General features: G+C 59.3%; 24 protein-coding genes and 1 riboswitch. Of the genes, 21 read left to right on the top strand and 3 right to left on the bottom strand.

Going from position 1 to position 25,611, the window contains the following annotated elements; translation table 11 throughout:
- Window positions 1-195: 195 nt before the first annotated feature.
- The 17 genes from metK (at window position 196) to L2D14_01635 (ending at window position 17,529) form a co-directional block, all read left to right on the top strand.
- Complete coding sequence (metK, locus tag L2D14_01715) at window positions 196-1,362, top strand: methionine adenosyltransferase (GenBank protein WNK00157.1); 1,167 nt, start codon at window positions 196-198, stop codon at window positions 1,360-1,362.
- A gap of 23 nt (window positions 1,363-1,385) precedes the next feature.
- Window positions 1,386-2,114, top strand: a complete 729-nt coding sequence (locus L2D14_01710) for a tRNA (guanine(46)-N(7))-methyltransferase TrmB (protein WNK00156.1) — start codon at window positions 1,386-1,388, stop codon at window positions 2,112-2,114.
- 210 nt (window positions 2,115-2,324) lie between these two features.
- Window positions 2,325-2,828: a ribosome maturation factor RimP gene (gene rimP / locus L2D14_01705; protein WNK00155.1), complete on the top strand. Its 504-nt coding sequence runs from the start codon at window positions 2,325-2,327 to the stop codon at window positions 2,826-2,828.
- Window positions 2,821-4,401 (top strand): transcription termination factor NusA, encoded by a 1,581-nt coding sequence (gene nusA / locus L2D14_01700; GenBank protein WNK00154.1) that lies wholly within the window; start codon window positions 2,821-2,823, stop codon window positions 4,399-4,401. Before rimP ends, nusA begins: the two co-directional genes overlap by 8 nt.
- A gap of 22 nt (window positions 4,402-4,423) precedes the next feature.
- Window positions 4,424-5,047, top strand: a complete 624-nt coding sequence (locus L2D14_01695; protein WNK00153.1) for a DUF448 domain-containing protein — start codon at window positions 4,424-4,426, stop codon at window positions 5,045-5,047.
- Complete coding sequence (gene infB, locus L2D14_01690) at window positions 5,044-7,653, top strand: translation initiation factor IF-2 (GenBank protein WNK00152.1); 2,610 nt, start codon at window positions 5,044-5,046, stop codon at window positions 7,651-7,653. The genes L2D14_01695 and infB overlap by 4 nt, the downstream gene beginning before the upstream one ends.
- Window positions 7,654-7,682: 29 nt before the next feature.
- Window positions 7,683-8,093 (top strand): 30S ribosome-binding factor RbfA, encoded by a 411-nt coding sequence (gene rbfA / locus L2D14_01685; GenBank protein WNK00151.1) that lies wholly within the window; start codon window positions 7,683-7,685, stop codon window positions 8,091-8,093.
- On the top strand, window positions 8,094-9,029 hold the full coding sequence (gene truB, locus L2D14_01680; GenBank protein ID WNK00150.1) for a tRNA pseudouridine(55) synthase TruB: 936 nt from the start codon (window positions 8,094-8,096) through the stop codon (window positions 9,027-9,029).
- A gap of 14 nt (window positions 9,030-9,043) precedes the next feature.
- A complete protein-coding gene (gene rpsO / locus L2D14_01675; GenBank protein WNK00149.1) occupies window positions 9,044-9,313 on the top strand; it encodes a 30S ribosomal protein S15 in 270 nt (89 codons plus the stop codon).
- A 177-nt stretch (window positions 9,314-9,490) separates the two neighbouring features.
- A complete protein-coding gene (gene pnp, locus L2D14_01670) occupies window positions 9,491-11,638 on the top strand; it encodes a polyribonucleotide nucleotidyltransferase (GenBank protein ID WNK01628.1) in 2,148 nt (715 codons plus the stop codon).
- A gap of 212 nt (window positions 11,639-11,850) precedes the next feature.
- Window positions 11,851-12,360: a 3-hydroxyacyl-[acyl-carrier-protein] dehydratase FabA gene (gene fabA / locus L2D14_01665; GenBank protein WNK00148.1), complete on the top strand. Its 510-nt coding sequence runs from the start codon at window positions 11,851-11,853 to the stop codon at window positions 12,358-12,360.
- 34 nt (window positions 12,361-12,394) lie between these two features.
- Window positions 12,395-13,615 carry a beta-ketoacyl-ACP synthase I gene (gene fabB, locus L2D14_01660; GenBank protein ID WNK00147.1) on the top strand — a complete coding sequence of 407 codons (1,221 nt, stop codon included), beginning with the start codon at window positions 12,395-12,397 and terminating at the stop codon, window positions 13,613-13,615.
- A 46-nt stretch (window positions 13,616-13,661) separates the two neighbouring features.
- Window positions 13,662-14,459 carry an SDR family oxidoreductase gene (locus L2D14_01655; protein WNK01627.1) on the top strand — a complete coding sequence of 266 codons (798 nt, stop codon included), beginning with the start codon at window positions 13,662-13,664 and terminating at the stop codon, window positions 14,457-14,459.
- 46 nt (window positions 14,460-14,505) lie between these two features.
- Window positions 14,506-14,922 (top strand): Fur family transcriptional regulator, encoded by a 417-nt coding sequence (locus L2D14_01650; protein ID WNK00146.1) that lies wholly within the window; start codon window positions 14,506-14,508, stop codon window positions 14,920-14,922.
- A 151-nt stretch (window positions 14,923-15,073) separates the two neighbouring features.
- Window positions 15,074-15,490 (top strand): rubrerythrin family protein, encoded by a 417-nt coding sequence (locus L2D14_01645; GenBank protein WNK00145.1) that lies wholly within the window; start codon window positions 15,074-15,076, stop codon window positions 15,488-15,490.
- Between the two features lie 99 nt (window positions 15,491-15,589).
- Window positions 15,590-16,921: a heterodisulfide reductase-related iron-sulfur binding cluster gene (locus L2D14_01640; protein WNK00144.1), complete on the top strand. Its 1,332-nt coding sequence runs from the start codon at window positions 15,590-15,592 to the stop codon at window positions 16,919-16,921.
- 23 nt (window positions 16,922-16,944) lie between these two features.
- The gene (locus L2D14_01635; GenBank protein WNK00143.1) at window positions 16,945-17,529 is read left to right on the top strand and encodes a DUF3501 family protein; all 585 of its coding nucleotides are present in this window, start codon (window positions 16,945-16,947) and stop codon (window positions 17,527-17,529) included.
- 9 nt (window positions 17,530-17,538) lie between these two features.
- Here the strand turns inward: L2D14_01635 and L2D14_01630 are convergent, their stop codons facing one another.
- Window positions 17,539-18,063 (bottom strand): SH3 domain-containing protein, encoded by a 525-nt coding sequence (locus tag L2D14_01630; protein WNK00142.1) that lies wholly within the window; start codon window positions 18,061-18,063, stop codon window positions 17,539-17,541.
- A gap of 103 nt (window positions 18,064-18,166) precedes the next feature.
- Between L2D14_01630 and L2D14_01625 the strand changes: the two genes are divergently transcribed.
- Genes L2D14_01625 through L2D14_01615 form a run of 3 tightly spaced genes read left to right on the top strand, consistent with a single transcriptional unit; the run spans window position 18,167 to window position 21,362 of the window.
- Window positions 18,167-19,153, top strand: coding sequence for a D-glycerate dehydrogenase (locus L2D14_01625; protein WNK00141.1), 987 nt, complete (start codon window positions 18,167-18,169; stop codon window positions 19,151-19,153).
- Window positions 19,154-19,185: 32 nt separating this feature from the next.
- A complete protein-coding gene (gene pabB / locus L2D14_01620; GenBank protein ID WNK00140.1) occupies window positions 19,186-20,553 on the top strand; it encodes an aminodeoxychorismate synthase component I in 1,368 nt (455 codons plus the stop codon).
- A complete protein-coding gene (locus L2D14_01615) occupies window positions 20,550-21,362 on the top strand; it encodes an aminotransferase class IV (GenBank protein ID WNK00139.1) in 813 nt (270 codons plus the stop codon). The genes pabB and L2D14_01615 overlap by 4 nt, the downstream gene beginning before the upstream one ends.
- A 4-nt stretch (window positions 21,363-21,366) precedes the next feature.
- Here the strand turns inward: L2D14_01615 and metZ are convergent, their stop codons facing one another.
- Window positions 21,367-22,566, bottom strand: a complete 1,200-nt coding sequence (metZ, locus tag L2D14_01610) for an O-succinylhomoserine sulfhydrylase (GenBank protein ID WNK00138.1) — start codon at window positions 22,564-22,566, stop codon at window positions 21,367-21,369.
- Window positions 22,567-22,626: 60 nt separating this feature from the next.
- Window positions 22,627-22,705, bottom strand: a riboswitch (SAM riboswitch).
- 41 nt (window positions 22,706-22,746) lie between these two features.
- Window positions 22,747-24,042: a DUF3422 domain-containing protein gene (locus L2D14_01605; GenBank protein ID WNK00137.1), complete on the bottom strand. Its 1,296-nt coding sequence runs from the start codon at window positions 24,040-24,042 to the stop codon at window positions 22,747-22,749.
- Between the two features lie 99 nt (window positions 24,043-24,141).
- Between L2D14_01605 and tldD the strand changes: the two genes are divergently transcribed.
- A complete protein-coding gene (gene tldD, locus L2D14_01600) occupies window positions 24,142-25,578 on the top strand; it encodes a metalloprotease TldD (protein ID WNK00136.1) in 1,437 nt (478 codons plus the stop codon).
- Window positions 25,579-25,611 lie beyond the last annotated feature (33 nt).

Here is a 25,611-nt window from a genome sequence, read left to right as displayed (position 1 = left end):
GATCATCAAGGCGGATTGTCTTGACGCGAAGCTTGGAAGTTGCAAAAAGACCTGCGCGCCTGTTTCGGCGTTGTGGATGGATTTGGACCGCTTGCCGCCACATAAAATACTGAGCTAAGTGGGCTAATAGCGTGATCGATACGCGGCCCCCGGTCCATGATGCAGGTTTTACTTTTAAGCTCGGGAGGGACCGACTTGAGCAGATCAAATTATCTTTTTACCAGCGAATCCGTATCCGAAGGACATCCGGACAAAATCTGTGACCGGATTTCCGATGAAATCGTCGATGCATACCTTGCTGTCGATGCAGGTGCGCGTGTCGCTGTTGAAACCCTGGTGACGACGAATCTGATCGTTCTTGCCGGCGAAACACGTTGTGCCGGCGACATACCCGCCTCCAGGATGGAAGAGCTTGCGCGTCTGGCCGTCAAGGATATCGGCTACGATCAGGATAATTTCCACTGGGAAAAATCCGAGGTGCAGGTGCATGTGCATCCGCAGTCCATCGATATTGCACAGGGTGTCGATGCGCTCGGCAACAAGGACGAAGGCGCCGGCGACCAGGGTATCATGTTCGGCTATGCCTGCAATGAAACCGATAGCCTGATGCCGGCCCCTATTCATTTTTCGCATCGCATCCTCAAGGAAATGGCGATTAAGCGGAAATCCGGGGAATTTTCCGGTTTCGGCCCGGATTCGAAGAGCCAGGTCACGCTGCAGTACGAAAACGGTATGCCCGTCCGCGCGACCTCGGTCGTCGTCTCGACGCAGCACGATGAAGACCTGTCGCAGGATGATGTCCGCGAGCTGGTTCGTCCGATTGTCGAGGGCATTTTGCCCGCCGGCTGGATGTGCCCGGAAGATGAATTCTACGTCAACCCGACCGGCCGCTTCGTGATCGGCGGGCCCGATGGCGACGCCGGTCTGACCGGCCGCAAGATCATCGTCGACACCTATGGCGGTGCCGCGCCGCATGGCGGCGGGGCATTTTCCGGCAAGGATCCGACCAAGGTCGACCGTTCGGCAGCGTATGCCGGGCGATATCTGGCGAAGAACGTCGTCGCTTCCGGTCTGGCCGACAAGTGCACGATCCAGCTTGCTTACGCGATCGGCGTCTCAAAGCCGCTGTCGGTTTACATCGACACCTACGGGACCGGAAAGGTCGACGAGGATGCGATTGCGGCAAAACTTTGCGAGTTGGTCGATTTGTCGCCGCGCGGCATTCGCGAGCACCTGGAGCTGAGCCGTCCGATCTATGCCCGGACCTCGGCTTACGGTCATTTCGGGCGCGAGCCTGAAGCCGATGGCGGGTTCTCGTGGGAGCGCACGGACATCGCAGACGCCTTGAAGAGCGCTTTCTAAGCCATTTGTAGAGGGGCCGTCTCATGTCCCGGGACATGCCGAAGGACCCACCGAAAGACCCGTCAGGGAAACCCATGTGGTACGGCCGGCGCAGGACGCATAAGCTCCGCCCCGGCCGTCAGCATCTGGTCGACGAACTTCTGCCGCAGCTTCTGATTGCCGATGCTTCGTCGGCCGGGCCGGTTGTGTTCGAGCCCGGCTTCGGTCCGCCGGCCCGCGAACTCCGCCTGGAAATCGGTTTCGGTGCCGGCGAGCACCTGAGCGGCGAGGCCGCGGCCAATCCGGATATCGACTTCATCGGCTGCGAACCCTTCATCAACGGGCTTGCCGCGTTGCTGGCAGATGTCGAAAGCATGGGTCTTGGGAATATCCGCCTTTTCGATGATGACGTGCGTTTGTTGCTGGAACGTCTGCCGGAAGCTTCGGTATCGCGGATCTATATCCTGTTCCCCGATCCCTGGCCCAAGGCACGCCACAACAGGCGGCGTATTTTTCAGGCGGAAACCCTGAGTGCACTCGCCCGGATCGCACGTGACGATACGGTCCTGCTGTTCGCCTCAGACCATATGGATTATGTCGCCTGGGCGCTTGGCGAGGCACGGCGGCATCCCGATTGGTCGTGGACGGCGCAAGGTCCCGAAGACTGGCGCAGGCCGCCTGCGGACTGGGTGCCGACGCGCTATGAAACCAAGGCCCTGGCCAAGGGCGACAAGCCCGCGTATCTGAGCTTCCGTCGCCGTTTCCGGCCATGAACGGAAGCCATGAACGGATCGGCCTAGGTCCTTGATTTCCTGACAATCCTCTTGCTTTTCCTGGGCAATCTGGATATATCAGCCGTGCCCTTACGAGGGCACTCGTTAATCTAACGATGTAATAGAGATTGATGGGTGGGCCAACGGCCCGCCTTTTTTAATGCCGATTTGCGATCCACGGGACCGCCCGGCCAAGCCAAGAGGACAGATGTGAGCGAGGAATTGCTGGCTGCACGCGTTGAACAGCTGCTGACGCCGACCATTGAAGCGATGGGCTTCAATGTGGTGCGCGTCTCGCTTAGCGGCGGCAATAATGCCGTTCTGCAAATTATGGCCGAGCCGTTGGATGGCCGCGAAATGACGGTTGATCATTGCGCGGATATCTCGCGCGCAGTGTCCGCGGTGCTGGACGTCGAAGACCCGATCCAGAGCGCCTATTCGCTAGAGGTCAGCTCGCCCGGCCTGGACCGGCCGCTGGTGCGCCTTGGCGATTACGACCGCTTTGCCGGTTTTGACGCCAAGATAGAAATGAAATCCCTGATCGACGGGCGGCGCAAGTTCCGCGGCCGGGTCGACGGCACCGACGGTGCCGATGTTTTAATCGATATTGATGGCGAGCAGGTCCGACTTGAACATGCCGCCATCGCTAAAGCCAAACTCATCATTACGGACGAGATGCTTGCCAAGCTAGAGGAAGAAAAAGCTCATGAGTGAAACGCTTATGGAAGCCGGTGACGTACACGCCCGGCCCGAACTGCTGGTCGTTGCCGATACGGTGGCGCGTGACAAAGGTATTGAACGCGAAGAGGTACTGGAAGCCATGGAAATGGCGATCCAGAAAGCCGGCCGTTCGAAATACGGTCATGAGCACGATATCCGCGCCCACATCGACCGCAAAAGCGGCGAAATCATGCTGGCGCGTTATATCGAGGTACTGGAAGACGGTGCCGAGCGCGAAAACGAAGTGACGCAGATGTTCCTGAGCGAAGCACTGAGCAAAAAGCCTGATGCGCAGGCCGGCGAATTCATCGTCGATATTCTGCCGCCGATCGATTTCGGGCGCATCGCCGCGCAAACGGCAAAACAGGTTATCGTGCAGAAAGTCCGTGAAGCGGAACGCGAGCGCCAGTACGAGGAATACAAGGACCGCATCGGCGAAATCGTCAATGGGCTGGTCAAACGGATGGAATACGGCAATGCCATCATCGACCTCGGCCGTGCCGAGGCGATCCTGCGCCGCGACGAATCGATTCCGCGCGAGCATTTCAACAACGGCGACCGCATCCGCGCCTATATCGCCGATGTCCGCCAGGAACCGCGCGGCCCGCAGATTTTCCTGTCGCGCACGCACCCGGACTTCATGGCCAAGCTGTTTGCGCAGGAAGTGCCGGAAATTTATGACGGCGTCATCGAAATCAAGTCGGTCGCCCGCGATCCGGGCTCGCGCGCCAAGATCGCCGTTGTCTCGCATGACAGCTCGATCGATCCGGTCGGCCCCTGCATCGGTATGCGCGGCTCGCGCGTGCAAGCCGTTGTCGGTGAGCTGCAGGGCGAGAAGATCGATATCATTCAGTGGTCGCCCGATGCCGCGTCGTTCATCGTCAACGCGCTGGCCCCGGCCGAAGTCGCCAAGGTCGTGCTCGACGAAGACAACAACAAGATCGAAGTCGTGGTGCCCGACGAGCAGCTCTCGCTCGCCATCGGCCGTCGTGGCCAGAACGTGCGTCTGGCATCGCAGTTGTCGGGCTGGGATATCGATATCCTGACCGAGGCCGAGGAATCCGAACGCCGTCAGAAAGAATTCCAGGACCGCTCGAAGATGTTCGTGGATGCACTCGATGTCGACGACGTGATTGCACACCTTTTGGTGACGGAAGGCTTCAGCTCGGCCGAGGAAGTGGCCTATGTGCCGGTCGAGGATCTCACCGACATCGAAGGCTTCGACGAAGACGTTGCCGCCGAGCTTCAGGCGCGTGCGCGCAATCACCTTGCCACACGCGAAGAGGAAATGGACGCCAAACGCAAAGAGCTTGGCGTCGAGGAAGATGTCGCCGAGCTGGAAGGCATGTCGGCATCGCTGATGGTGGCGCTTGGCGAAAAAGGCATCAAGACGCGTGACGATCTGGCCGACCTCGCCGGTGACGAGCTTCTTGAAATTGCGCCTTCCGGATCGATGAACATGGATCAGGCGAATGAACTGATCATGGCGGCGCGGGCGCACTGGTTCGCCGACGAAGAGACAGCCGAAGAAGCTGCGGAAGAAGTTTCGGCGGAACCGGCTGAGTAAGCAAACGGGAAGACAGGTATAAATGACGGCACTGGCTGAAATGACGAAGCCCGAGAGCAGAGAGACCGGCGCGCCCGAGCGCAGGTGTATCGTCTCTGGCGAGACGGCGCCCAAGCATGGGTTGCTGCGGTTCGTCGTCGGCCCGGATGATGTTATAGTACCTGATCTTGGCGAGCGTTTGCCTGGCCGCGGGATCTGGCTTAGCGCGGACGTGAATGCACTGAAGACGGCATGCGCCAAGAAGCTTTTTGCACGCGCGGCAAAAGCTCAGGTTACGGTGCCGGAAGATCTGGCGGAACGTGTCGAGGCCCTGTTGGCCAAGCGTTGTCAGGATATTATCGGCCTGGCACGGCGTTCCGATCTTCTGATTTTCGGTTACGACCGGGTGCTTGAAGTGTTGGAAGCCGGCGGTGCGGGTCTGGTCGCAATTGCGATTGATGCCGGCGGGGCCAGGGAAGATGTCATCTATGCGGCCCGCAAAACGCCGGTCGTCAGCGGCCTGACAAGCAGCGAAATGGGTGAGGCCGCGGGTAAGGGCGTTGTTTCGTATTTGACGATTCAGCGTGGCGGACTGGCGGTATCGCTAAAAAGAGAGTGTGAGAGATTGACCGGTTTTCGACCGGGGGAAATGGACGTAAGCAAATGAGTGACGCCAAAGAGACTGAAAACAGCAAAAAGCCGCTTGGCCTTGCCAAGCCCGGCCGACTGGAACTGAACAAGACGGTCGAGACCGGTCAGGTGAAGCAGAATTTCTCGCATGGGCGCTCCAAGATGGTGACCGTCGAGAAAAAGCGGAAACGGACTTTCGTGACGGACACGTCCGGAGACATGGCCGAAGTGAAGGCCGGTTTCGGGAACGCCAGTCTGGCCGAGGCCAGTGATGCCGCCGCTACCGAGGCGCCCGAAGCGCCGGCGCCTGCGCCTGCCGTCACCGAGACCGAACTTGCGAATATTTCCAAGCTTACCGAGAGCGAGCGCGAAGCACGGATGCGTGCACTTGAATCCGCGCGCCAGGGCGGCGAGGAAGCAAAACCGACGGGCCGCGGCAAGCCGCAGCTTTCCGATCTTGGCCGCGTTGACGAAAAAGAAGAAGACGTTGTCGAGGAAGCTGCCGCTGAGCAACCCGAGGAAACAGCGGAAGAAAAAGCCATCCGGGAAGCCCAGGAGCTTGAAGCCAAGCTTCTTGTGGAGGAACGTAAATCCCGCTCCAAGGAAGCTGCTCGTGAAACACGTCCGGCGGGCGACGATGCTGCTGCCGACGGCGAAGGTGAAGATAAAGCGGCCCGCAAGGGCAAGGCGGTCAAGGCCGATGCCAAACGCCCTTCGCCGGGCAAGACCCGCGAAGAGCGGCGCCGCCATGGAAAACTGACCATTGCCGAAGCGGAATCCTTCGAGGAACTCGAAGAACACCGCCGTTCGCTGGCGTCGGTTAAACGCCAGCGCGACCGCGACCGTGAAAAACAGCGCGAACGCCGTTCAGAAGGAGGCAAGGTTATCCGTGATGTCGTCATTCCGGAAACGATCACCGTACAGGAGCTGGCCAACCGGATGGCCGAGCGCGGAGGTGTCGTCGTCAAGAAACTCATGGAAATGGGCGTCATGGCGACAATTACGCAGAGCATCGACGCCGATACGGCGGAACTGGTGGTGCAGGAATTCGGCCACCGCCTGAAACGCGTCAGCGAGGCCGACGTCGAAGACCATCTTGTGATCAATGTGGAATCACAAGACGGCGCAAGGGTGTCGCGCGCACCGGTGGTCACCGTGATGGGCCATGTCGATCACGGCAAGACCTCGTTGCTTGATGCGCTGCGCGAGAGCGATGTCGCCAATCATGAAGCCGGTGGGATTACCCAGCACATCGGTGCATACCAGGTGACGACCGCCGACGGCAATAATATCACCTTCATCGATACACCCGGCCACGCCGCCTTTACAGAAATGCGTGCGCGTGGCGCCAAGGTGACGGATATCGTCGTGTTGTGTGTCGCCGCCGATGACGGCATCATGCCGCAGACGATCGAAGCCATCCACCACTCCAAGGCGGCGGGCGTGCCGATCATCGTCGCGGTCAACAAGATCGACAAGCCGGATGCCAATCCCGATCGCATTAAGACCGATCTTCTGAGCCATGACATTCAGGTCGAGGACATGGGCGGCGATGTGCTCTGCATCCCGGTTTCGGCGCTGAAGCGCACGAACCTGGACAAGCTTCTGGAAGCGATCCTTTTGCAGGCCGAATTGCTCGACCTCAAGGCCGATCCCGACCGTCCGGCTGAAGGCGTCGTCGTTGAATCCAAGATGGAACAGGGCCGCGGCTCCGTGGCGACGGTTCTTGTACAGAGCGGTACGCTCAATGTCGGCGATATCTTCGTTGCCGGCGCCGAGTGGGGCCGCGTGCGTGCGTTGACCGATGCGCATGGCAACAAGCTCGACAAAGCCGGCCCGTCGATGCCCGCCGAGGTCTTGGGCCTGAACGGCACACCGCTGGCAGGCGACGATGTCGTCGTTGTCAGCGACGAGGCGAAGGCGCGCGAGGTTTCCGAATTCCGTCAGCGTCGTGACCGCGACGCCCGCGCCTCTGTCAGTGCACGCGGCACGCTTGAACAGATGTTCGAGAAAATCAAGGAAGGCGAGGCTGAAATGCTGCCCGTCATCATCAAGGCCGATGTGCATGGTTCGCTGGAAGCGATCATCGGCGCATTGACCAAAATGGGGACCGAGGAAGTCGAAGTGCAGGTTCTGCACTCCGGCGTCGGCGGCATCAACGAATCCGACGTCACTCTGGCTCGTGCGTCCAATGCCCTGGTCGTCGGCTTCAATGTCCGCGCCAACCCGCAGGCCCGCGAAGCGGCCAAGCGCGATGGTGTCGATATTCGCTATTACTCGATCATTTACGACCTGACCGACGATGTGAAGAAGATGCTGTCGGGCATGCTGTCGCCGGATGTTTCCGAGGAGCTGCTCGGTTATGCGGAAATCCGCGAAGTCTTCTCGATCACCAAGGTCGGCAAGATTGCCGGTTGCATGATCACCGAAGGCCAGGTCAAACGTGGCGCCAAGGTCCGCCTTGTTCGTGACGATGTCGTCGTGCATGAGGGCGAGCTGAGCCAGCTCAAGCGCTTCAAGGACGATGTCCGCGAGGTCAAGGAAGGCTATGAATGCGGTATGGCGTTTGCCAATTACAACGACATTCAGGTCGGCGACAAGATCGAGTGCTTCGAAATCAAGGAAGTCAGCCGCGAGCTTTAAGGGCGGTTGAAATCTGAGGAGCAGATACCATGAGCCGTCAGCCTGCGCGGGCGCCTTCGCAACGCCAATTGCGTGTCGGTGAAGAAGTCCGCCATGTCATCGCTCAGGCGCTGGAGCGCGGTGAAATTCGTGATCCCGCGGTCAAGGGCGTGGCCGTCACCGTGACCGAAGTCCGCGTCAGTCCCGATCTTAAGAACGCCACCGCCTATGTGGTGCCGCTGGGTGGCGGCGACAGCGGGCAGATCGTCGAGGCGCTCAACAGGGCGTCCGGGTTCTTGCGTAGCTGGGTCGCGAAAAACGTGCAACTGCGCCATGTTCCGAGAATATCGTTCGCCGCCGACGTGAGTTTCGATGAAGCGGCGCGTATCGATGCGGTGCTGCGCAATCCGCATGTTGCGCGCGATATCAAGCACGACGAAGATCCGGAAAGCGGTGAATAGATGGCGCGCGGGCGTAAAGGCACGCCAATTCACGGCTGGCTGATCCTGGATAAATCTGAAGGGCCGTCCTCGAACGGCTGTGTCGGACGCATCAAGTGGCTCACCGGTGCCCAAAAAGTCGGTCATGGCGGGACGCTGGATCCGCTGGCGAGCGGCGTATTGCCGATTGCCTTCGGCGAGGCGACGAAAACCCAGGCATACGCCATGGACGGCTTTAAAACCTATGAATTCCGCGCCCGCTGGGGCGAGAGCACGAGCACCGACGATGCCGAGGGTGAGGTGATTGCCCGTTCGGACAAACGGCCTTCAGAGGCGGAAATAGAGGCCGCGCTGCCGCTTTTCACGGGCCGGATCACGCAGGTGCCGCCGGTCTATTCCGCCGTCAAGGTGGATGGCGAGCGCGCTTACAAGCGGGCACGCCGTGACGAAACCGTGGAAATTGCCCCCCGCGAAGTCGACATCGAGTCCTTGCGGCTCACGGGGATGCCGGACGCCGATCATGCCGACTTCGAAATGCGTTGCGGCAAGGGGACTTACGTCCGTGCCCTGATAAGAGATCTGGCCTTGCACTTGGGATGCGAAGGCCATATAAGGCGCCTCAGACGCACTGCCGTTGGGCCTTTTTCTATTGAAAAGGCTGTAAAAATGGAAGTCTTCGAAGCTGATGAAGGCGTCCATGCGGCGGCGCTTCTGAAGAAGCATCTGCTTCCTGTCGAGACTGTGCTGGACGACATCCCGGCACTAGCCCTGACGGAGCAGGAAGCGCGCAGACTAAGGCAGGGGCAGGGTGTTCCCATCCTGCCTGTCGCACAGCGGTCCCCCCTTCGAAATATCGCTCAAGGGGATGTCGTCCAGGTGACGGCGAACGGCACGTTGTTGGCTCTGGCGCGCATTACGGGCGGTGAAATAAAGCCGTTCCGTGTCATGAACATCTAGATTAGGAGATTACGATGTCGATTACCGCCGAACGTAAGCAAGAGCTTATCAAAGAACATGCCGTCAAAGACGGCGATACGGGTTCTCCCGAGGTGCAGGTCGCCGTTCTGACCGAACGGATTATCAATCTGACCGAACACCTGAAAACCCATGCCAAGGATTTTCATTCGCGCCGTGGCCTGCTGATGATGGTGGGTCAACGCCGCCGGCTTCTCGATTACCTGCGTAAAAAGGACGAGAAGCGATACGAAGGCATAGTCAAAAAGCTAGGCCTGCGCCGCTAATGCGGCTAGCGGTGCACATCCATGGTGGGTGTGCACCCCTGACGGCGCAAGCCGCTTCATGTTTTCAGTACGCTGAGAGATGTTTGTGGCTCTGCGCTTCGCCCGCGACCGAGGTGGCTGCGGGTTGCGCCGGTGTCGGGTGACACGGCGTTGTATGTATGATGAGGAAAGACAATGATGTTTAAGGAATTCCGTAAAGAGATCGAATGGGCCGGCCAGAAGCTGGTATTGGAAACCGGCAAGATTGCCCGTCAGGCCGATGGGGCCGTCATGGCAACCCTTGGCGAGAGCAAGGTGCTGTGCACCGTGGTTGGCGAAAAGAGCCCCAAACCGGGTTTGGATTTTTTCCCGCTCTCCGTTCATTACGTCGAAAAAACGTTTGCCGCCGGTAAGATCCCAGGCGGCTTTTTCAAGCGTGAAGGCCGTCCGTCCGAGCGCGAGACGCTGACGTCCCGCCTGATCGACCGTCCGATCCGTCCGCTGTTCGTCAAAGGCTTCAAGAACGAGACCCAGGTCATCTGCACCGTGGTGTCGCACGATCTTGAAAACGAAACCGATATTCTTGCAATGATCGGCACGTCGGCCGCATTGACCATTTCCGGCCTGCCGTTCATGGGCCCGATCGGCGGCGCGCGCGTCGGCCGTGTCGATGGCGAGCTGGTTCTGAACCCGACGCTGGCGCAAATGGCCGAGAGCGATCTCGATCTGATCGTCGCCGGGACGCAGGAAGGCGTTTTGATGGTTGAATCCGAAGCCAGCGAGCTTTCCGAGCAGCAGATGCTCGAAGCCGTGATGTTCGGCCACCGCGGCTTCCAGCCGGTGATCGATGCAATCATCGATCTCGCCGAAGCCTGTGCCAAGGAGCCGATGGAACTGCCGGCAGCGCCGGCCGGTCTTGACGAGATCGCCAAGCGCATCTCCGACGCCGCCGCCGATGACCTGCGTGCCGCTTACGGCATCAAGGTGAAATCGGATCGCCAGGCGAAAATCTCCGAGGTCAAGAAAGCCGCTGCAGAAAAGCTGCAGGCCGATGACAGCATTGATCAGGATCTGCTCTCCGCCGTGATGGGAGATGTTCTCAAGAACCTCGAAAAGGACATCGTGCGCAACGATATCCTCGATACCGGCGTGCGTATCGACAGCCGCGACACCAAAACGGTTCGTCCGATCGCCAGCGAAGTCGGCATCCTGCCGCGTGCACACGGGTCGGCCCTGTTCACGCGCGGCGAAACGCAGGCCATGGTGACGACGACGCTCGGCACCGGCCAGGACGAACAGATCATCGACGGTCTCGCGGATAACTACCGTGAGAACTTCATGCTGCATTATAACTTCCCGCCGTTCTCGGTCGGTGAAGCTGGTCGCTTCGGCTTCACGGGCCGTCGCGAAGTCGGCCACGGCAAGCTTGCCTGGCGCGCCATGCACCCGATCATGCCGTCGAAGGAAGAGTTCCCGTACACGATCCGCGTGGTCTCCGACATCACCGAATCCAACGGCTCGTCGTCGATGGCGACGGTCTGCGGCACGTCGCTGTCGCTGATGGACGCCGGTGTGCCGCTGCCGCGCCCGGTTGCCGGTATCGCCATGGGTCTGATCAAGGAAGGCGATCGTTATGCGGTTCTTTCCGATATCCTGGGTGACGAGGATCACCTTGGTGACATGGACTTCAAGGTCGCCGGTACGGAAAACGGTGTGACCTCTTTGCAGATGGACATCAAGATCACCTCGATTACCGAGGAAATCATGCAGATCGCGCTCGATCAGGCAAGAGAAGGCCGTCTGCACATCCTTGATGAAATGGCCAAGGCGCTGACGAATGCCCGCGAGCAGGTCAGCGGCAACGCCCCGCGCATCACGTCGATGAAGATCAATCCGGAGAAGATCCGCGACATCATCGGCCCGGGCGGCAAGATTATCCGTGAAATTTGTGAAACCACGGGCGCCAAGATCGACGTCGAAGATGACGGTTCGGTGCGTATTGCGGCAGTTGACGCCGAAGCCGGCGATCGTGCCGCTGCCTGGATTCGTGACATTGTCGCCGAACCGGAAGTCGGTGCGATCTATGACGGGAAAGTCGTGAAAGTCGTCGATTTCGGCGCTTTCGTGAACTTCCTCGGCCCGCGTGATGGCCTCGTGCACATCTCGGAAATGGCTGAAGGCCGTGTCGAGAAAGTGACGGATGTGGTCAACGAAGGCGACCAGGTCAAGGTCAAGCTGATCGGGATCGATGATCGCGGCAAAGTGAAGCTTTCAATGCGTGTTGTTAATCAGGAAACCGGCGAGGATATCACCGAGCAGGTTGGCGAACGCAAAAAACGGGACTAACCGGTACTGGCTAGGCCTGAAAAGATAGGACGGGGTGGCAGATTTTTCGATCAGCCGCCCCGTTTTGCTGTTGGGGCGGCGTCAATAAGCCTTGTTTGTGGAGGGTTTTTTTCGTGCACCACCCTCGGATTTCGCTTATTGATGCGCTATAAGGGTAACTCGGGAAATCTGAAGAACCCGAGAGCCGGTTTCAGATGGTGAGGGGCTTATTTTTGACGAAACAAGCGAGCTATTCCTACGAAGATTTATTGAGCTGCGGCCGTGGCGAACTGTTCGGTCCCGGCAATGCACAATTGCCGCTGCCGCCGATGCTGATGTTCGATCGGATTACGCATATTGCGGATACCGGCGGGACCTATGACAAGGGTGTTGTTGAGGCGCAGCTCGAAGTCAAAAAAGACCTGTGGTTTTTCGATTGCCACTTTCAGGGCGACCCGGTGATGCCGGGATGTCTGGGGCTGGACGCGCTTTGGCAGATGGTCGGCTTCTATCTCGGTTGGAGCGGGGCGCCAGGGCGCGGCCGCGCGCTGGGCGTCGGGCAGGTCAAGTTTACCGATCAGGTAACGCCGGACAAATCGCTGGTCGAGTACCGTGTCGATATCAAGCGGGTCATGAGCCGCAAGATTACGCTCGGGATTGCCGATGGCGTCATGAAAGTGGACGGAAATGTCGCCTACGAGGCATCCGATTTGAAGGTAACGTTGTTCACGGCCGACGATTGATTGCGGCTATAACTGACAACGAAGAGAGGGCTAAATGAGACGTGTGGTCGTAACGGGCATGGGCATCGTATCGCCGATCGGCGACGACGTTGGCCAGGTGACGCAGAACCTGAGGGACGGAAAGTCCGGTATTGTTTTCTGTGAAGAGTATGCCGAGCGTGGTTTCCGCTCCCATGTCCATGGCGCACCGACGGTCGATCTCGAAGACAGGATCGACCGCAAGCTGCGCCGCTTTATGGGTGATGGCGCTGCGTATGGCTATATTGCCATGCAGGAAGCGATCGCCGATTCCGGATTGGACGAAACCGTGGTGTGCAGCGAACGCAGCGGGCTTGTCATGGGGTCCGGCGGGCCGTCCACATCGGCCCAGGTCGAAGCGGCGGACACAGCGCGTGAAAAGGGGGCTAAACGGATCGGCCCTTACGCCGTGCCGAAGGCCATGTGCTCGACCGTGTCGGCCAACCTGTCGACGGCATTTCACATGCGCGGGCTCAGCTATTCCATATCGTCGGCATGCTCGACCAGCGCGCATTGCATCGGCAACGGCGCCGAACTGATCCAGTGGGGCAAGCAAGACGTCGTGTTCGCCGGCGGTGCCGAGGAACTGCACTGGACGCTGACGGTGCTGTTCGATGCCATGGGTGCCTTGTCGTCCAAGTACAACGACACGCCGACGCGTGCGTCGCGGCCGTTCGACGTCGATCGCGACGGTTTCGTGATCGCCGGTGGTGCCGGGGTCGTGGTGCTTGAGGAGCTGGAGCATGCCAAGGCGCGCGGCGCGAAGATTTACGGCGAGATCGTCGGTTACGGTGCGACGTCGGACGGTGTCGACATGGTCGCGCCGTCGGGCGAAGGCGCGCGCCGCTGCATGCAGTTGGCGACCGCCGGTCTCGGCAACACCAAGGTCGATTACATCAATGCGCACGGCACCTCGACGCCGGCCGGCGACATGACCGAGATCGGGGCGATCCAGGAAGTGTTCGGCGCACACAAGCCGAAGATTTCATCGACCAAATCGCTGACCGGCCATTCGCAGGGTGCCACCGGCGCACATGAAGCGATTTATTCGCTGATCATGTTGAACAACGATTTCGTCGCGGCCTCGGCGAACGTCGAAAATCTCGACCCCGACGCTGGCGAGGCCGACATCGTCCGCCAGCGCATCGATAACGCCAATCTGAATTGCGTCATTTCCAACAGTTTCGGTTTCGGCGGCACCAACGCAACGCTGGCATTCAAGCGTTACGAGGCATGAACCAGTGAACGAACAAAAATTATCCGACGCCGCGAGCCGCCTCGCCATGAAGTCCAATCTCATGAAAGGCAAGCGTGGTCTGATCATGGGGGTCGCCAACGACCATTCCATCGCCTGGGGGATTGCCAACACGCTTGCAGCGCATGGCGCCGAGATGGGGTTCACGTATCAGAACGATGCTATTGAACGCCGCGTGCGCCCGCTTGCCGAGGGTGTAGGTTCAAAGGTCATCGTGCCTTGCGATGTCGAAGACGAAGGCTCGATTGCCGCTGCCGTCGGTGCGTGTGCCGATGCATGGGGGTCGATCGATTTCGTGGTTCACGCCATTGCCTATTCCGACAAACAGGAACTCAAGGGCAAGTACGTAGCGACAACGCGTGAGAATTTTCAGCGTACCATGGATGTATCGTGTTATTCGTTCACGTCGCTTGCCCGCCATGCCGCACCGCACATGAAAGATGGCGGCAGCATGATCGCCCTGTCGTTCTATGGTGCCGAAAAAGTTGTGCCGAATTATAACGTCATGGGTGTCGCCAAGGCCGCGCTGGAAGCGAGCATTCGTTATCTGGCATCCGATCTCGGACCAGAGAACATTCGCGTCAATGCGATTTCAGCAGGGCCGATGCGAACCCTCGCCGGCAGTGCAATTGCCGGGGCCCGGCATATCTTCAAGTGGAATGAGCAGCACTCTCCCCTGCGCCGTAACGTTCAACTGGACGACATCGGCGGCTCTGCGCTTTATCTGCTTTCCGACCTGTCCCTCAGCGTCACTGGATCGGTGCAATATGTCGACAGCGGCTATAACATCGTCGGCGTGCCGTACCCTCACAAGGACGAGGGTTAGTCTCTGAAGCATTGCCATTTCGGAGTGGAATCATTAAGTAGGCTATATGAGCAAGCAAAAACGATACGCACCGATCATCGGTAAACTGCGCGATGCCGGGTTACGCCCGACACGCCAGCGTATTGCATTGGCTGAACTGATGTTCCGTGGCGACGACCGCCATATCAGTGCCGAAATGCTGCATACCGAAGCGGCCGAGGCGCGTGTCTCCGTCTCGCTGGCGACCGTCTATAATACCCTGCACCAGTTCACGCAGGCGGGTCTTTTGCGCGAAATCGCGGTCGAGTCCGGGCGCTCCTACTTCGATACCAACACCTCGGACCACCATCATTTTTATTTCGAAAACGATGGCCATCTTGAAGACGTCGCGTCCAACGAGGTTGTTGTTTCCAGCCTCCCGACACCGCCCCGCGGCGCGAAAATTTCCCGCGTCGATGTCGTCATTCGCGTCAGCGAAGACTGAGCTTCAGCAAAAAGCCGAAATTGTATTTTAGAACAGTTCTAAACTGTTGACTCATTGTCGGGTGCGCGCCATATTACCTGCGTGCACGGGCCTTATCGCCCAAAAAAGATTCTTAAGTCATTCAGATCGATCTACACAGAAGGAGGATCACATGTCCCTCAAGGGAACGAAAACCGAAGACAATCTCAAAGAAGCATTTGCCGGGGAATCCCAGGCCAACCGCCGTTATCTGTATTTCGCGCAGAAGGCTGACGTTGAAGGTTACAACGATGTCGCCGCGGTTTTCCGCTCGACCGCCGAAGGTGAAACGGGTCACGCGCACGGCCACCTTGAGTTCCTCGAAGAGACCGGTGATCCGGCAACCGGCGAGCCGATCGGCCCGACCGACGCCAACCTGAAAGCAGCGATTGCCGGCGAAACTCACGAATACACGGATATGTATCCGGGCATGGCGAAAACCGCCCGCGATGAAGGTTTCGACGAAATCGCCGATTGGTTCGAAACGCTGGCGAAGGCGGAAAAGTCGCATGCCGGACGTTTCCAGAAAGCCCTCGACACGATGGACTGATTGCATCGGTTATCTGATGCGTTTGTGGAGGGGGGCTTATGCCCCCCTTCATCGTCTACTCGTTGAGTTGAATTGGTATTGTAGATTGAGGAAGCCGACATGAGCGAAGGCAGTCTTGAAGCCCCGGAACGTCATCCCATTCCCTGGCAGGATGCGGATTTTTACGATGAGGCAAAACTCGACGAAGAACTGCGGCGGGTTTTCGATATCTGCCACGGGTGCCGCCGCTGTTTTAACCTCTGTGACAGCTTTCCCAGACTTTTCGATCTGGTAGATGAATCCGAGACGGGTGAGCTTGATGCTGTCGACAGCAAGGATTTCAAACCGATCGTCGATGCCTGCACGCTCTGCGATATGTGCTTCCTGACGAAATGTCCGTATGTGCCACCGCATGAGTTCAATCTTGATTTTCCGCATTTGATGCTTCGCTACCGGGCCGTTGAACAGAAAAAAGGCAAGGTCCCGTTTGCCGCCGAACAATTGACGAAAACCGACCGTAACGGCCAGATCGCGAGCAAGGTTTCGGGACTGGCCAACTGGGCCGGTAAATGCGGCAATGCGCTGACGCGACCAGCTATGGAAATGACGCTGGGAGTCGACCGCAAGGCCAAGCTGCCGCCTTTTACATCCCTGCCGTTTAGCGAACGGACCGATGCGCCTGAAATCAATAAGGATGCTCCGGCTTTCGGTCGCAAAGCGGTTTTATATGCAACCTGTTTCGCCAACTACAACAACCCAGATATAGGGGCTGCCGCCCGTGCCATCCTTGCCCGGAACGGTGTTGAAACCGAAGTCGTTTATCCGCGCTGCTGCGGTATGCCGCAACTCGAACAGGGCGATATTGCTGCCGTTGCCGAAAGCGCCAAGGCGACCGCCGCCGATCTGCTGCCGTGGATCGAAAAGGGCTACGACGTGATCGCCCTGGTGCCGTCATGCGCATTGATGCTGAAATTCGAATGGCCGCTGATCGTGAGCGATGATGAAAACGTCACCAAGCTCAGCGCCGCGACTTCCGATATCACGGAATACATCGTCTCGATTGCCAAGAAAGAGGGCATGGCCGATGGTTTGAAGGCGCTCGACGGCGGCGTGACGGTCCATATTTCCTGCCATTCGCGGGCCCAGAACATGGGGCAGAAGGCCGCCGAAATGCTGCGCCTGATTCCCGATCTCGACCTGAACGTGATCGAGCGTTGCTCGGGACACGGCGGGTCCTGGGGGATCATGAAGGAAAACTTCGAAGTGGGCCTCAAGGTCGGCAAGCCGGTGGCGCGCAAGGCTGCAGATGCGGGCAGTAAGTACGTGCTGTCTGAATGCCCGTTGGCGCGCGATCACATCGTGCAGGGCATAGAGATGCTCGACAAGCCGACCGACAATATTGAAAGCATGCAGCATCCGGTCGAACTGCTCGCCCGGGCGTATGAACTGTAACAAGACGGAATGGAGATCGTTTGATGCCCAGGACTGAAATCACTCGCGCGGACATCATCCCCATTGATGAATATGCGAAGACCCGCAAGGAACGCCGTGCCGCCGTCACGGTGATGAAGCGTGACCGTCGTGTTTCCTGCGGTCCGGATGCGACATTTTATTTCGAAAACTTCGATACCATGTGGCATCAGGTTCATGAGATGCTGTATATCGAGAAGGGCGGCGAAGAACAGATCGCCGACGAGCTGACGGCGTATAATCCGCTCATTCCGAATGGCCGGGAGCTGGTTGCAACGCTGATGTTCGAGATCGATGACGAAAACCGCCGCCACGAATTTTTGGCCGGTCTTGGCGGAGTCGAGGAAACCATTACGCTTGAATTCGATGGGGAAACCGTCAAAGGCGTTCCCGAGGACGATATCGACCGCACGACCGCCGCCGGCAAGGCGTCATCGGTGCAGTTCATCCATTTCCCGTTCACCGATGCGCAGGTCGAAAAATTTAAATCTGCGGCCCGTGCCGTTCTCGGGATCGGGCATCCGAAATACGGCCATATGGCGGTTCTGAGCGCTGCCACGCACAAAGCGCTCACAGGCGATTTGGCTTAATTCCTCGGATTATTCGAAGACCTCGTTGCGGTAGACGCCCCAGAAATCCACTCGCCGGAGCCAGCCTTCGATCCCCTTGATGCGGACCTTGCACCAGCCGATACCCGACGGGCAGGACGTTATTTCGCCGATGGTGCTGGATTCAACGATGGCAACGGCCCGGCTTTTCGCATCGGGTTCGCTGCGGATGGTGCGCTCCTTGCCGGTGACGAGAAACGTCCTTTTGCCCGACAGCATGCTCTGATGCATCCAGCCCTGCGTGCCTTCCCAGTCGCGAACCAGGCGCCAGGTCCGGTATTCCTTGATGATTTCCACCGGCAGGGATTCCCGTTGGAAGATCCACTCAACGGGATATTGCACGCCGGGTCCGGTGCGGAGATTAACCTCTGCGGCACGTAAGCTGACATACCTGGGCAGGGGTAACCCTGTCCCCTGCGTCTGTGCCTGTGCGCTCTGAATTACGGACATGGTAATTCCGGCGATAAAGAGTATCGTCAGCAGGGTGGGGATTTGGCGCGCGGTTTTGATATTCATCACCTGTTTATCGCCATCGTGGCGCCAATGGTCAAGTTACTGGACAAGCCAGCGGCGGATTGCTATGGCCACGGCTACCAAAGCGCGTTGAAAGGGCCCGAAAATGCCGCGAAACAAGCCAATCGTCGTTGTAACCCGGAAACTTCCGGATGCGATCGAAACCCGGATGATGGAACTGTTCGATGTCCGTCTCAATCTTGATGACAAGCCGATGCCTGCATCCGAACTGGTTGAGGCCGTAAAGACCGCCGATGTTCTTGTCCCGACGGTGACGGATCGTATCGATGCGAAAATTCTCAGCCAGTCCGGCCCAAAACTCAGACTGATTGCCAACTATGGCGCCGGGGTCGACCATATCGATCTGGCGACCTCGCGACAGCGCGGGATTACGATTACCAACACGCCGGATGTCCTGACCGAAGATACCGCGGATATGACGATGGCATTGCTGCTTGCCGTGCCGAGACGTCTGACCGAAGGCGTGCGCCAGCTCCGTTCCGGGGAATGGCCCGGTTGGTCGCCGACGTGGATGCTGGGTCACCGTATTTATGGCAAGCGGCTCGGTATTATCGGGATGGGCCGCATTGGCCAGGCCGTGGCGCGACGCGCGCGCGGGTTCGGTCTGTCGATCCATTACCATAACCGCCGCCAGGTGCCTGAAGCCGTCGAAAACGAACTGGAAGCAACCTATTGGGAAAGCCTGGATCAGATGCTGGCGCGTATGGATTTCGTTTCCGTGAACTGTCCGCATACGCCGGCGACATATCACTTGTTGTCAGCGCGTCGGCTGAAGCTGCTCCGGGAAAATGCTGTTATCATCAACACCGCGCGTGGTGAGATCATCGATGAAAATGCACTGACGCGTTTGCTGTCCAACGGCGACATCGCCGGCGCCGGTCTTGACGTTTTCGAGCACGAGCCGGCGGTCAATCCGAAGCTGCTTGCTTTGGACAATGTCGTTCTGTTACCGCACATGGGCTCCGCGACCCACGAAGGCCGTCTCGATATGGGAGAAAAGGTTCTCATCAATATCAAGACGTTCGTCGACGGCCATGCGCCGCCGGATCGGGTTCTCGGCGACAGCTTCTGATCGGGACCGCCACCCGGGTGGCGGTGTAAGCCATGGCCAAGCCCGTCTCCAAGGAAATACCCTACAAGGATCCGGTTTCGGCATTCTTGCCGTTTGCCGATGATCCTGTGGCGGTGTTTCTCGACAGTGCCGATGAAGGCGGCGGTCGTGGCCGTTATGCTTACATATGCGTCGATCCGGCAGAGGTCGTCCACCAGGACGTCGACTGTCTGCGTGCGGCGGACCCTTTCGACAAGCTGCGTGGCATACTGCATCTCGCGCGGCTCGATACCGACCCGTCCCTGCCGCCTTTCCAGACGGGCCTGTGCGGCCTACTTGGATACGAATTGGGCGGTCTGATCGAACGGCTGCCCACAGACAAGGGCGGCAGCAGTTTCCCGGCTATTTCTGTCGGCCTTTATGACACCGTACTGGCATTCGATCTCTTCGAACATCGGTCATGGGTCATTGCTTCGGATATTGCTCCCGGCCGGCCGTCGGCGGCACGCCGGCTCGAAGCCCTGGCATCGCGGGTTGGCGCCGCAGGGCCCTTGCCGCAACTCGACCGTGCGCTCGTCGCCGCGTGGCGCTGGGAGATGGACCGGTCGGCTTACGAAGCTGCCGTGCAGCGCGCCATCGACTATATCTATGCCGGCGATATCTTTCAGGCCAACATCACGACGCGGGCCATCGCCGATCTGCCCGCAGGTCTGAGCCCGTTCATGCTTTACCGGCGTTTGCGCTGGGCAACCCCGGCGCCTTTTGCCGCCTATGTTTCGTGTGGTAGGGATCATAAGTTGTTGTGTGCGTCGCCCGAACGATTCCTGCGTCTAGATACAGCGGGTAAAATTTCGACCCGGCCCATCAAAGGCACACGGCCTCGCGGCGACGTCCCTGAAACCGATGTCGAATTTGCGCTCGAGTTGACCGAGAGCATCAAGGACCGTGCGGAGAATTTGATGATCGTCGATCTGCTGAGAAATGATATTTCCCGCGTCGCCCTGATCGGCAGTGTCGCGGTGACGGCCCTGTGTGAACTGGAAACGTTTGCCCGAGTGCATCATCTCGTGTCGGAAGTGGTTGGTAAGCTCCGCCCTGGTTTCGATGCCGTCGATTTGTTCCGGGCAACCTTTCCTGGCGGTTCGATCACCGGCGCACCAAAAATACGCGCCATGGAAATCATTCATGAGTTGGAGCCGTCCAGGCGCGCAGCCTATTGCGGTAGTGTGTTCTGGGCCGGTATGGACGGGGCCATGGATTCCAATATCGTGATACGCTCGCTGATGGTCTCGGACGGAACGGTTGCGGCACATGCCGGTGGCGGCATTGTCGCCGACAGCGACCCGTCGGCCGAGTATGAGGAAATGCGCACCAAGGCCGGTCCGCTGCTGGCCAGCGTCACGGGTGAGGCGTTGTCGTGAATATCTGGCTGAATGGAAATATCGTCGATGCAGGGGGGGCAATTGACGCGCGAGAGCGGGGGGTTTTGCTGGGCGACGGCGTGTTCGAGACGCTGGCGTTGATCGACGCTGCACCGCTCCGGCTACAACGGCACATACAGCGCATCGGGGCAGGGGCAAAGGTTCTCGGTATTCCCATGATGGAAAATGCCGCCGCAATTGCTGACGCGATGTCCGCGCTTTGTGACATTGAAAATGTCATTGAAGGCTCGGCCCGGATTACCTTGCTGCGCGGTCCTGCGCCGCGCGGGGTGCTGCCGCCGGAAAACCCGTCACCGACACTTATGATATCCGTCGCGCCGGGGACAGTCGGCGGGCAGGTGCCGCTCAGCGTGATCATCGCAAAATCAACGCGGCGCAACGAATACTCCCCCTTGGCCTCGATCAAGAGTACGAATTATCTGGATGCCATCATTGCCGCCCGCGAAGCCCGCGCCACCGGGGCAGACGATGCGCTGCTTTTGAACACCCGCGGACAAGTCTGCGAAGCGACGGCGGCCAATCTTTTTTGTCGGTATGGCGACACGCTGGTCACGCCGCCCGTCTCGGACGGGGTTTTGCCGGGGATCATGCGGGCCTGCGTGATGGACAGAGAAACCGTGACGGAACGATCGCTTGCGGCTGAAGAGGTCTGCCGCGCGGATGAAATTTTCCTGACCTCGAGCCTCGCGATCCGCCCGGTCATCGCCGTCGACGGCGAGCCCGTCGGTGGCGGCAAGCCCGGACCGGTGGCGGCGCGGCTATGTGATTTGCCGCGCCACGCCGTTTAATCGATCAGACGCGCGAAAGTGCCTGATCCAGATCTTCGATCAGGTCATCCGCATCCTCAAGGCCGACCGACAGGCGAACCAGACCTTCGGTGATGCCAAGCGCTGCTTTTTCATCGGCGCTCAGGCGCTGGTGCGTTGTCGTCGACGGATGCGTGATGAGGCTTTTGGCATCCCCCAGATTGTTCGAGATATCGACGATGTTGAGCGCATTGAGGGCCTTGAAACTGCCGGCTTTGCCGTCCTTGATCTCGAAGGCGACAAGGCTGGATCCGCTGCCGTCCATCTGGGCCAACGCCAGATTGTGCTGCGGATGGCTCTGCAGGCCGGGATAAGTGGCCTTGATGATTTTTGGATGGGCCTCCAGAAATGCCGCCACCTTGCCTGCATTATCGCAATGTTGGCGGACCCGAACGGCAAGCGTCTCAAGCCCCTTTAATAGTATCCAGGCGTTGAACGGCGAAAGCGCAGGACCGGTATGGCGCATCCATGGCGTCAGATGATCGGTAATGAATTCTTCGTCATTGCTGAGAATGGCGCCGCCCAGTGTGCGGCCCTGACCGTCGATATGCTTGGTTGCGGAATAAACGGCGATATCCGCACCCAGAGCGATCGGCCTTTGCAGGACGGGGGTCGCGAAAACGTTGTCGACGACGACCTTGGCCCCTGCCGTATGCGCCAGTTCGGATACCCTGGCGATGTCAATCACTTCAAGGCACGGATTGGACGGGGTTTCCAGAAAAACCACGTCGGCCGGTTTCGACAGGGCTTTTTCCCAGGCATCGTAATCGGTGCCGTCGACCAGCTCGGTCTCGATGCCGTATTTCGGCAGTTGATCGGCAATAATATACAGGCATGATCCGAACAGGGCGCGCGATGCGACGACCCGGTCGCCCGTTTTCAGCTGTGAAGCCAGGGCGGCAAACACGGCGGACATGCCGCTCGCCGTGGCGACGCAGTGTTGCGTGCCTTCAAGAAGTGCCAAGCGCTCCTCGAACACCGACAGGGTCGGGTTGGCATAGCGGGAATAGATGTAGCGCTTTTTATCGCCCTTGAACGCCAACTCGGCTTCTTCCGCCGATGGATAGACGTACCCCGACGTCATGAAGATGGCTTCCGAGGTTTCCTCGAAAGGTGAGCGAGAGGTGCCGCCGCGCACAAGTTGTGTCGCCGGACGCCATGATTTTGAAGATGTATCGTTGCTCATCAGGAGCCTCCAATTCTGGGGCCCCGGTCCAATAAAAAACCCTGACGTCCACGCCAGGGGTCTCGTCGAACCGAGACCTTTTAGCGGGTTTATTTAACGTGGCCGCAAGCCGGTCGGACAAATCACCACGTGACGTTTTATAAGAAACGGCCCTTGCCATGGCAAGGATTATCGCCAGCTTCAGTCCTGGCGGTTGGACGCGTTCAGGACGGCATCGCGTATCCGGTGAACGCCCCACCAGACGGCGGCGATGACCGGAACCATCAAGGCCATGATGACGACATCGGTCTCGAACTCGACGGGCGCGGTTTCGTGCACGCCCTTTACGATGTAGCCGAGCAGACCGAGCAGGTAGTAGCTGATGGCAACGACGGACAGGCCCTCGACCGTTTGTTGCAGGCGCAGTTGCAGCTTGGCGCGTCGGTCCATGGATTGCAGAAGATCGCGGTTCTGCGCTTCCAGTGCCACATCGACGCGGGTCCGCAACAGGTCGCTGGCGCGTGCGACCCGTCGGCTCAGCGTTTCGATGCGCCGCGACAGATTGTCGCGGGTTTCCATGGCCGGAGCAAAGCGGGTCATGACATAGTCGGTGAACGGCTGAACCCCGTTGATGCGGCCGATCCGTATGCCGGAAACACGCTGCGCGACGAGTTCCTGATAAGCGCGTGAAGCGCTGAAGCGGTAATTCAGCGATGCCGATGTGCGTTCCGTTTCCGCCGCGACCTTGGACAGCAGTTCAAGCAGCCGCTGTTCGTCGTCGGTGCCGTCGCTGAAAGCCAGCGTCTGCAGAATGTCGGAAAGATCCTGTTCGAGCTTGGCGATGACCGGGCGCGCTTCGCGGGCCGGCGGCAACGCCAGCAACGCCATCATGCGATAGGTTTCCAGCTCGCAAAGCCGTTTGACATAGCGCCCGAGCGATGATGCGCTCATCTCGCAATCGCGGACAAGGAAGCGGAGAAATCCGTCCGCGTGGAGTTGGTAATCCGTCCAAACGGAAGCGCGGTTTTCGGAGATCGAACCGCCGACAATCGAGTTGTTGTCGAACAGCCCTGCAAGCTCCGTACCTTCGCGCTCAGGCGTGGCGCCCGTTTCGATGGCGATATGCATCGCGGTCAGAACTTTGCCGGGCATTTTGTCCAGCCAGTCCGAAGGCACTTCACTGATGGGGCAGTCCTTGAAAGGCTGCTCGAAGCGGGCTTCCTTGATCAGCGTATAGGTGGAAAACTCCGTATGACGTTCCCATTTGAGGCGGAACGGTCCGAAGTCGGCATCGAACTGCGACGCCGATGCGGCAGGCGCGGAAATCTTGAAGGTGCGGCACAGCTCGATCAGGTGTTCACGGTCGTCTTCGCCGGCGGCTTCACCGGTGACGCAGGCGATATGCGAGATTTGCGCCGGCGCGGAGATCACGGCATGGGGCCGGGCGTTCATTTCCGCCGTCAGCTCGGCGCGCAATGGATGTTCTTCGAAAGCCATTTTCGGAACTCCGCCTCGTCAACACGTTCTGCCATCACTATATTACACGAAGGCTCTTAAAACGCTGCAACGTCATAGCGGAAACCCAGAGGCAAGCCAATGACCGATCTTTCGACCACCGACGCATTGTTTTTTACGGATACCGCGCTCAGCCGCGACAAAGCCGAAGCGATCACAAGCGACGCTCTCAGGCATGCCGATGACGGGGAGCTGTTTTTGGAATATCGCCAGTCGGAATCCATCATGTTCGATGACGGCCGCGTGAAAAGCGCCAGCTTCGATACCGCGCAGGGCTTCGGCCTGCGGGCGGTTGCCGACGAAGCGACGGGGTATGCGCACGCGTCCGAATTGTCCGAACAGGCTTTGCTGCGCGCATCCGACACGGTCCAGGCCGTGACGCGCGGCCACACGGGGGCTGCTGCCGTCCCCCTGGCGCAGACCAACCGTGCGTTATACGGCGACGACAATCCCCTGGCGCTGGTCCCGTTCGAGGACAAGGTCGCTTTGCTCGCCGACATGGATGCTTATGCGCGTTCGCTTGATGACAGCGTCAAGCAGGTTACCGCTTCGGTGCTCGGCTCGTGGCAGGCGGTGCAGATCATTCGCGCAGATGGCATGCGCGTCGCTGATGTCCGTCCGCTGGTGCGCCTGAATGTACAGGTGATCCTTGAAAAGGATGGCCGCATGGAAATGGGCTCGCACGGCATGGGCGGGCGGATCAACTTCGATACGTATATGCAGCCCGAAGCCTGGAAGCCCGCCGTCGACGAAGCACTGCGCCAGGCGCGCGTCAACATGCAGGCCGAGCCTGCGCCGGCCGGCGAGATGGTCGTCGTGCTGGGTGCCGGCTGGCCGGGCATCCTGTTACACGAGGCCATCGGCCATGGGCTCGAAGGCGATTTCAACCGCAAGAAAACGTCGGCGTTTGCCGGCCTCAGGGGTGAGCGCGTGGCATCGCCGGGTGTCACGGTCGTCGATGACGGCACGTTGCAGGACCGCCGTGGCTCGCTGACGGTAGATGACGAAGGCACGCCGTCCAACTGCACGACTTTGATCGAGGACGGTATTCTCACCGGCTACATGCAGGACCGCATGAACGCGCGCCTGATGGGCGAGGGCTCAACCGGCAACGGCCGCCGGCAATCCTATGCCCACATGCCGATGCCGCGCATGACCAACACGTATATGCTGCCCGGCGACAAGGACCCCGATGAGATCATCGCTTCGGTGGACAAAGGTCTGTATGCGACGTCGTTCGGCGGCGGCCAGGTCGACATCACCAACGGCAAGTTCGTGTTTACGTGTACCGAGGCCTACAGGATCGAAAACGGCAAGGCGACCACCCCGGTCAAGGGCGCGACCCTGATCGGTTCAGGTCCGGATGTGCTGACCAAGGTCACCATGATCGGCAACGATCTGGAAATGGATCCCGGTATCGGCACCTGCGGCAAGAACGGCCAGGGCGTGCCGGTCGGCGTCGGCCAGCCGACGCTCAGGATTGACGGGCTGACGGTCGGCGGGACCGCCGTGGGATGATGTGGCGGGACCGCCGTGGGATAATGTGGCGGG

The sequence above is a fragment of the Thalassospiraceae bacterium LMO-JJ14 genome (assembly GCA_021555105.2).
GTDB lineage: Bacteria > Pseudomonadota > Alphaproteobacteria > Rhodospirillales > Casp-alpha2 > UBA4479.
Note: the sequence above shows the minus strand (reverse complement) of the source record. Positions and strands in the feature narration are given on the sequence as shown.

What these genes read in the sequence shown, in the direction of transcription:
- L2D14_01710 (WNK00156.1), top strand. Translation starts at nt 1,386, where the DNA reads ATGTCCCGGGACATGCCGAAGGACCCACCGAAAGACCCGTCAGGGAAA.
- nusA (WNK00154.1), top strand. Translation starts at nt 2,821, where the DNA reads ATGAGTGAAACGCTTATGGAAGCCGGTGACGTACACGCCCGGCCCGAA.
- L2D14_01695 (WNK00153.1), top strand. Translation starts at nt 4,424, where the DNA reads ATGACGGCACTGGCTGAAATGACGAAGCCCGAGAGCAGAGAGACCGGC.
- infB (WNK00152.1), top strand. Translation starts at nt 5,044, where the DNA reads ATGAGTGACGCCAAAGAGACTGAAAACAGCAAAAAGCCGCTTGGCCTT.
- rbfA (WNK00151.1), top strand. Translation starts at nt 7,683, where the DNA reads ATGAGCCGTCAGCCTGCGCGGGCGCCTTCGCAACGCCAATTGCGTGTC.
- truB (WNK00150.1), top strand. Translation starts at nt 8,094, where the DNA reads ATGGCGCGCGGGCGTAAAGGCACGCCAATTCACGGCTGGCTGATCCTG.
- rpsO (WNK00149.1), top strand. Translation starts at nt 9,044, where the DNA reads ATGTCGATTACCGCCGAACGTAAGCAAGAGCTTATCAAAGAACATGCC.
- pnp (WNK01628.1), top strand. Translation starts at nt 9,491, where the DNA reads ATGTTTAAGGAATTCCGTAAAGAGATCGAATGGGCCGGCCAGAAGCTG.
- fabB (WNK00147.1), top strand. Translation starts at nt 12,395, where the DNA reads ATGAGACGTGTGGTCGTAACGGGCATGGGCATCGTATCGCCGATCGGC.
- L2D14_01655 (WNK01627.1), top strand. Translation starts at nt 13,662, where the DNA reads ATGAAGTCCAATCTCATGAAAGGCAAGCGTGGTCTGATCATGGGGGTC.
- L2D14_01650 (WNK00146.1), top strand. Translation starts at nt 14,506, where the DNA reads ATGAGCAAGCAAAAACGATACGCACCGATCATCGGTAAACTGCGCGAT.
- L2D14_01645 (WNK00145.1), top strand. Translation starts at nt 15,074, where the DNA reads ATGTCCCTCAAGGGAACGAAAACCGAAGACAATCTCAAAGAAGCATTT.
- L2D14_01640 (WNK00144.1), top strand. Translation starts at nt 15,590, where the DNA reads ATGAGCGAAGGCAGTCTTGAAGCCCCGGAACGTCATCCCATTCCCTGG.
- L2D14_01635 (WNK00143.1), top strand. Translation starts at nt 16,945, where the DNA reads ATGCCCAGGACTGAAATCACTCGCGCGGACATCATCCCCATTGATGAA.
- L2D14_01630 (WNK00142.1), bottom strand. Translation starts at nt 18,063, where the DNA reads ATGAATATCAAAACCGCGCGCCAAATCCCCACCCTGCTGACGATACTC.
- L2D14_01625 (WNK00141.1), top strand. Translation starts at nt 18,167, where the DNA reads ATGCCGCGAAACAAGCCAATCGTCGTTGTAACCCGGAAACTTCCGGAT.
- pabB (WNK00140.1), top strand. Translation starts at nt 19,186, where the DNA reads ATGGCCAAGCCCGTCTCCAAGGAAATACCCTACAAGGATCCGGTTTCG.
- metZ (WNK00138.1), bottom strand. Translation starts at nt 22,566, where the DNA reads ATGAGCAACGATACATCTTCAAAATCATGGCGTCCGGCGACACAACTT.
- L2D14_01605 (WNK00137.1), bottom strand. Translation starts at nt 24,042, where the DNA reads ATGGCTTTCGAAGAACATCCATTGCGCGCCGAGCTGACGGCGGAAATG.
- tldD (WNK00136.1), top strand. Translation starts at nt 24,142, where the DNA reads ATGACCGATCTTTCGACCACCGACGCATTGTTTTTTACGGATACCGCG.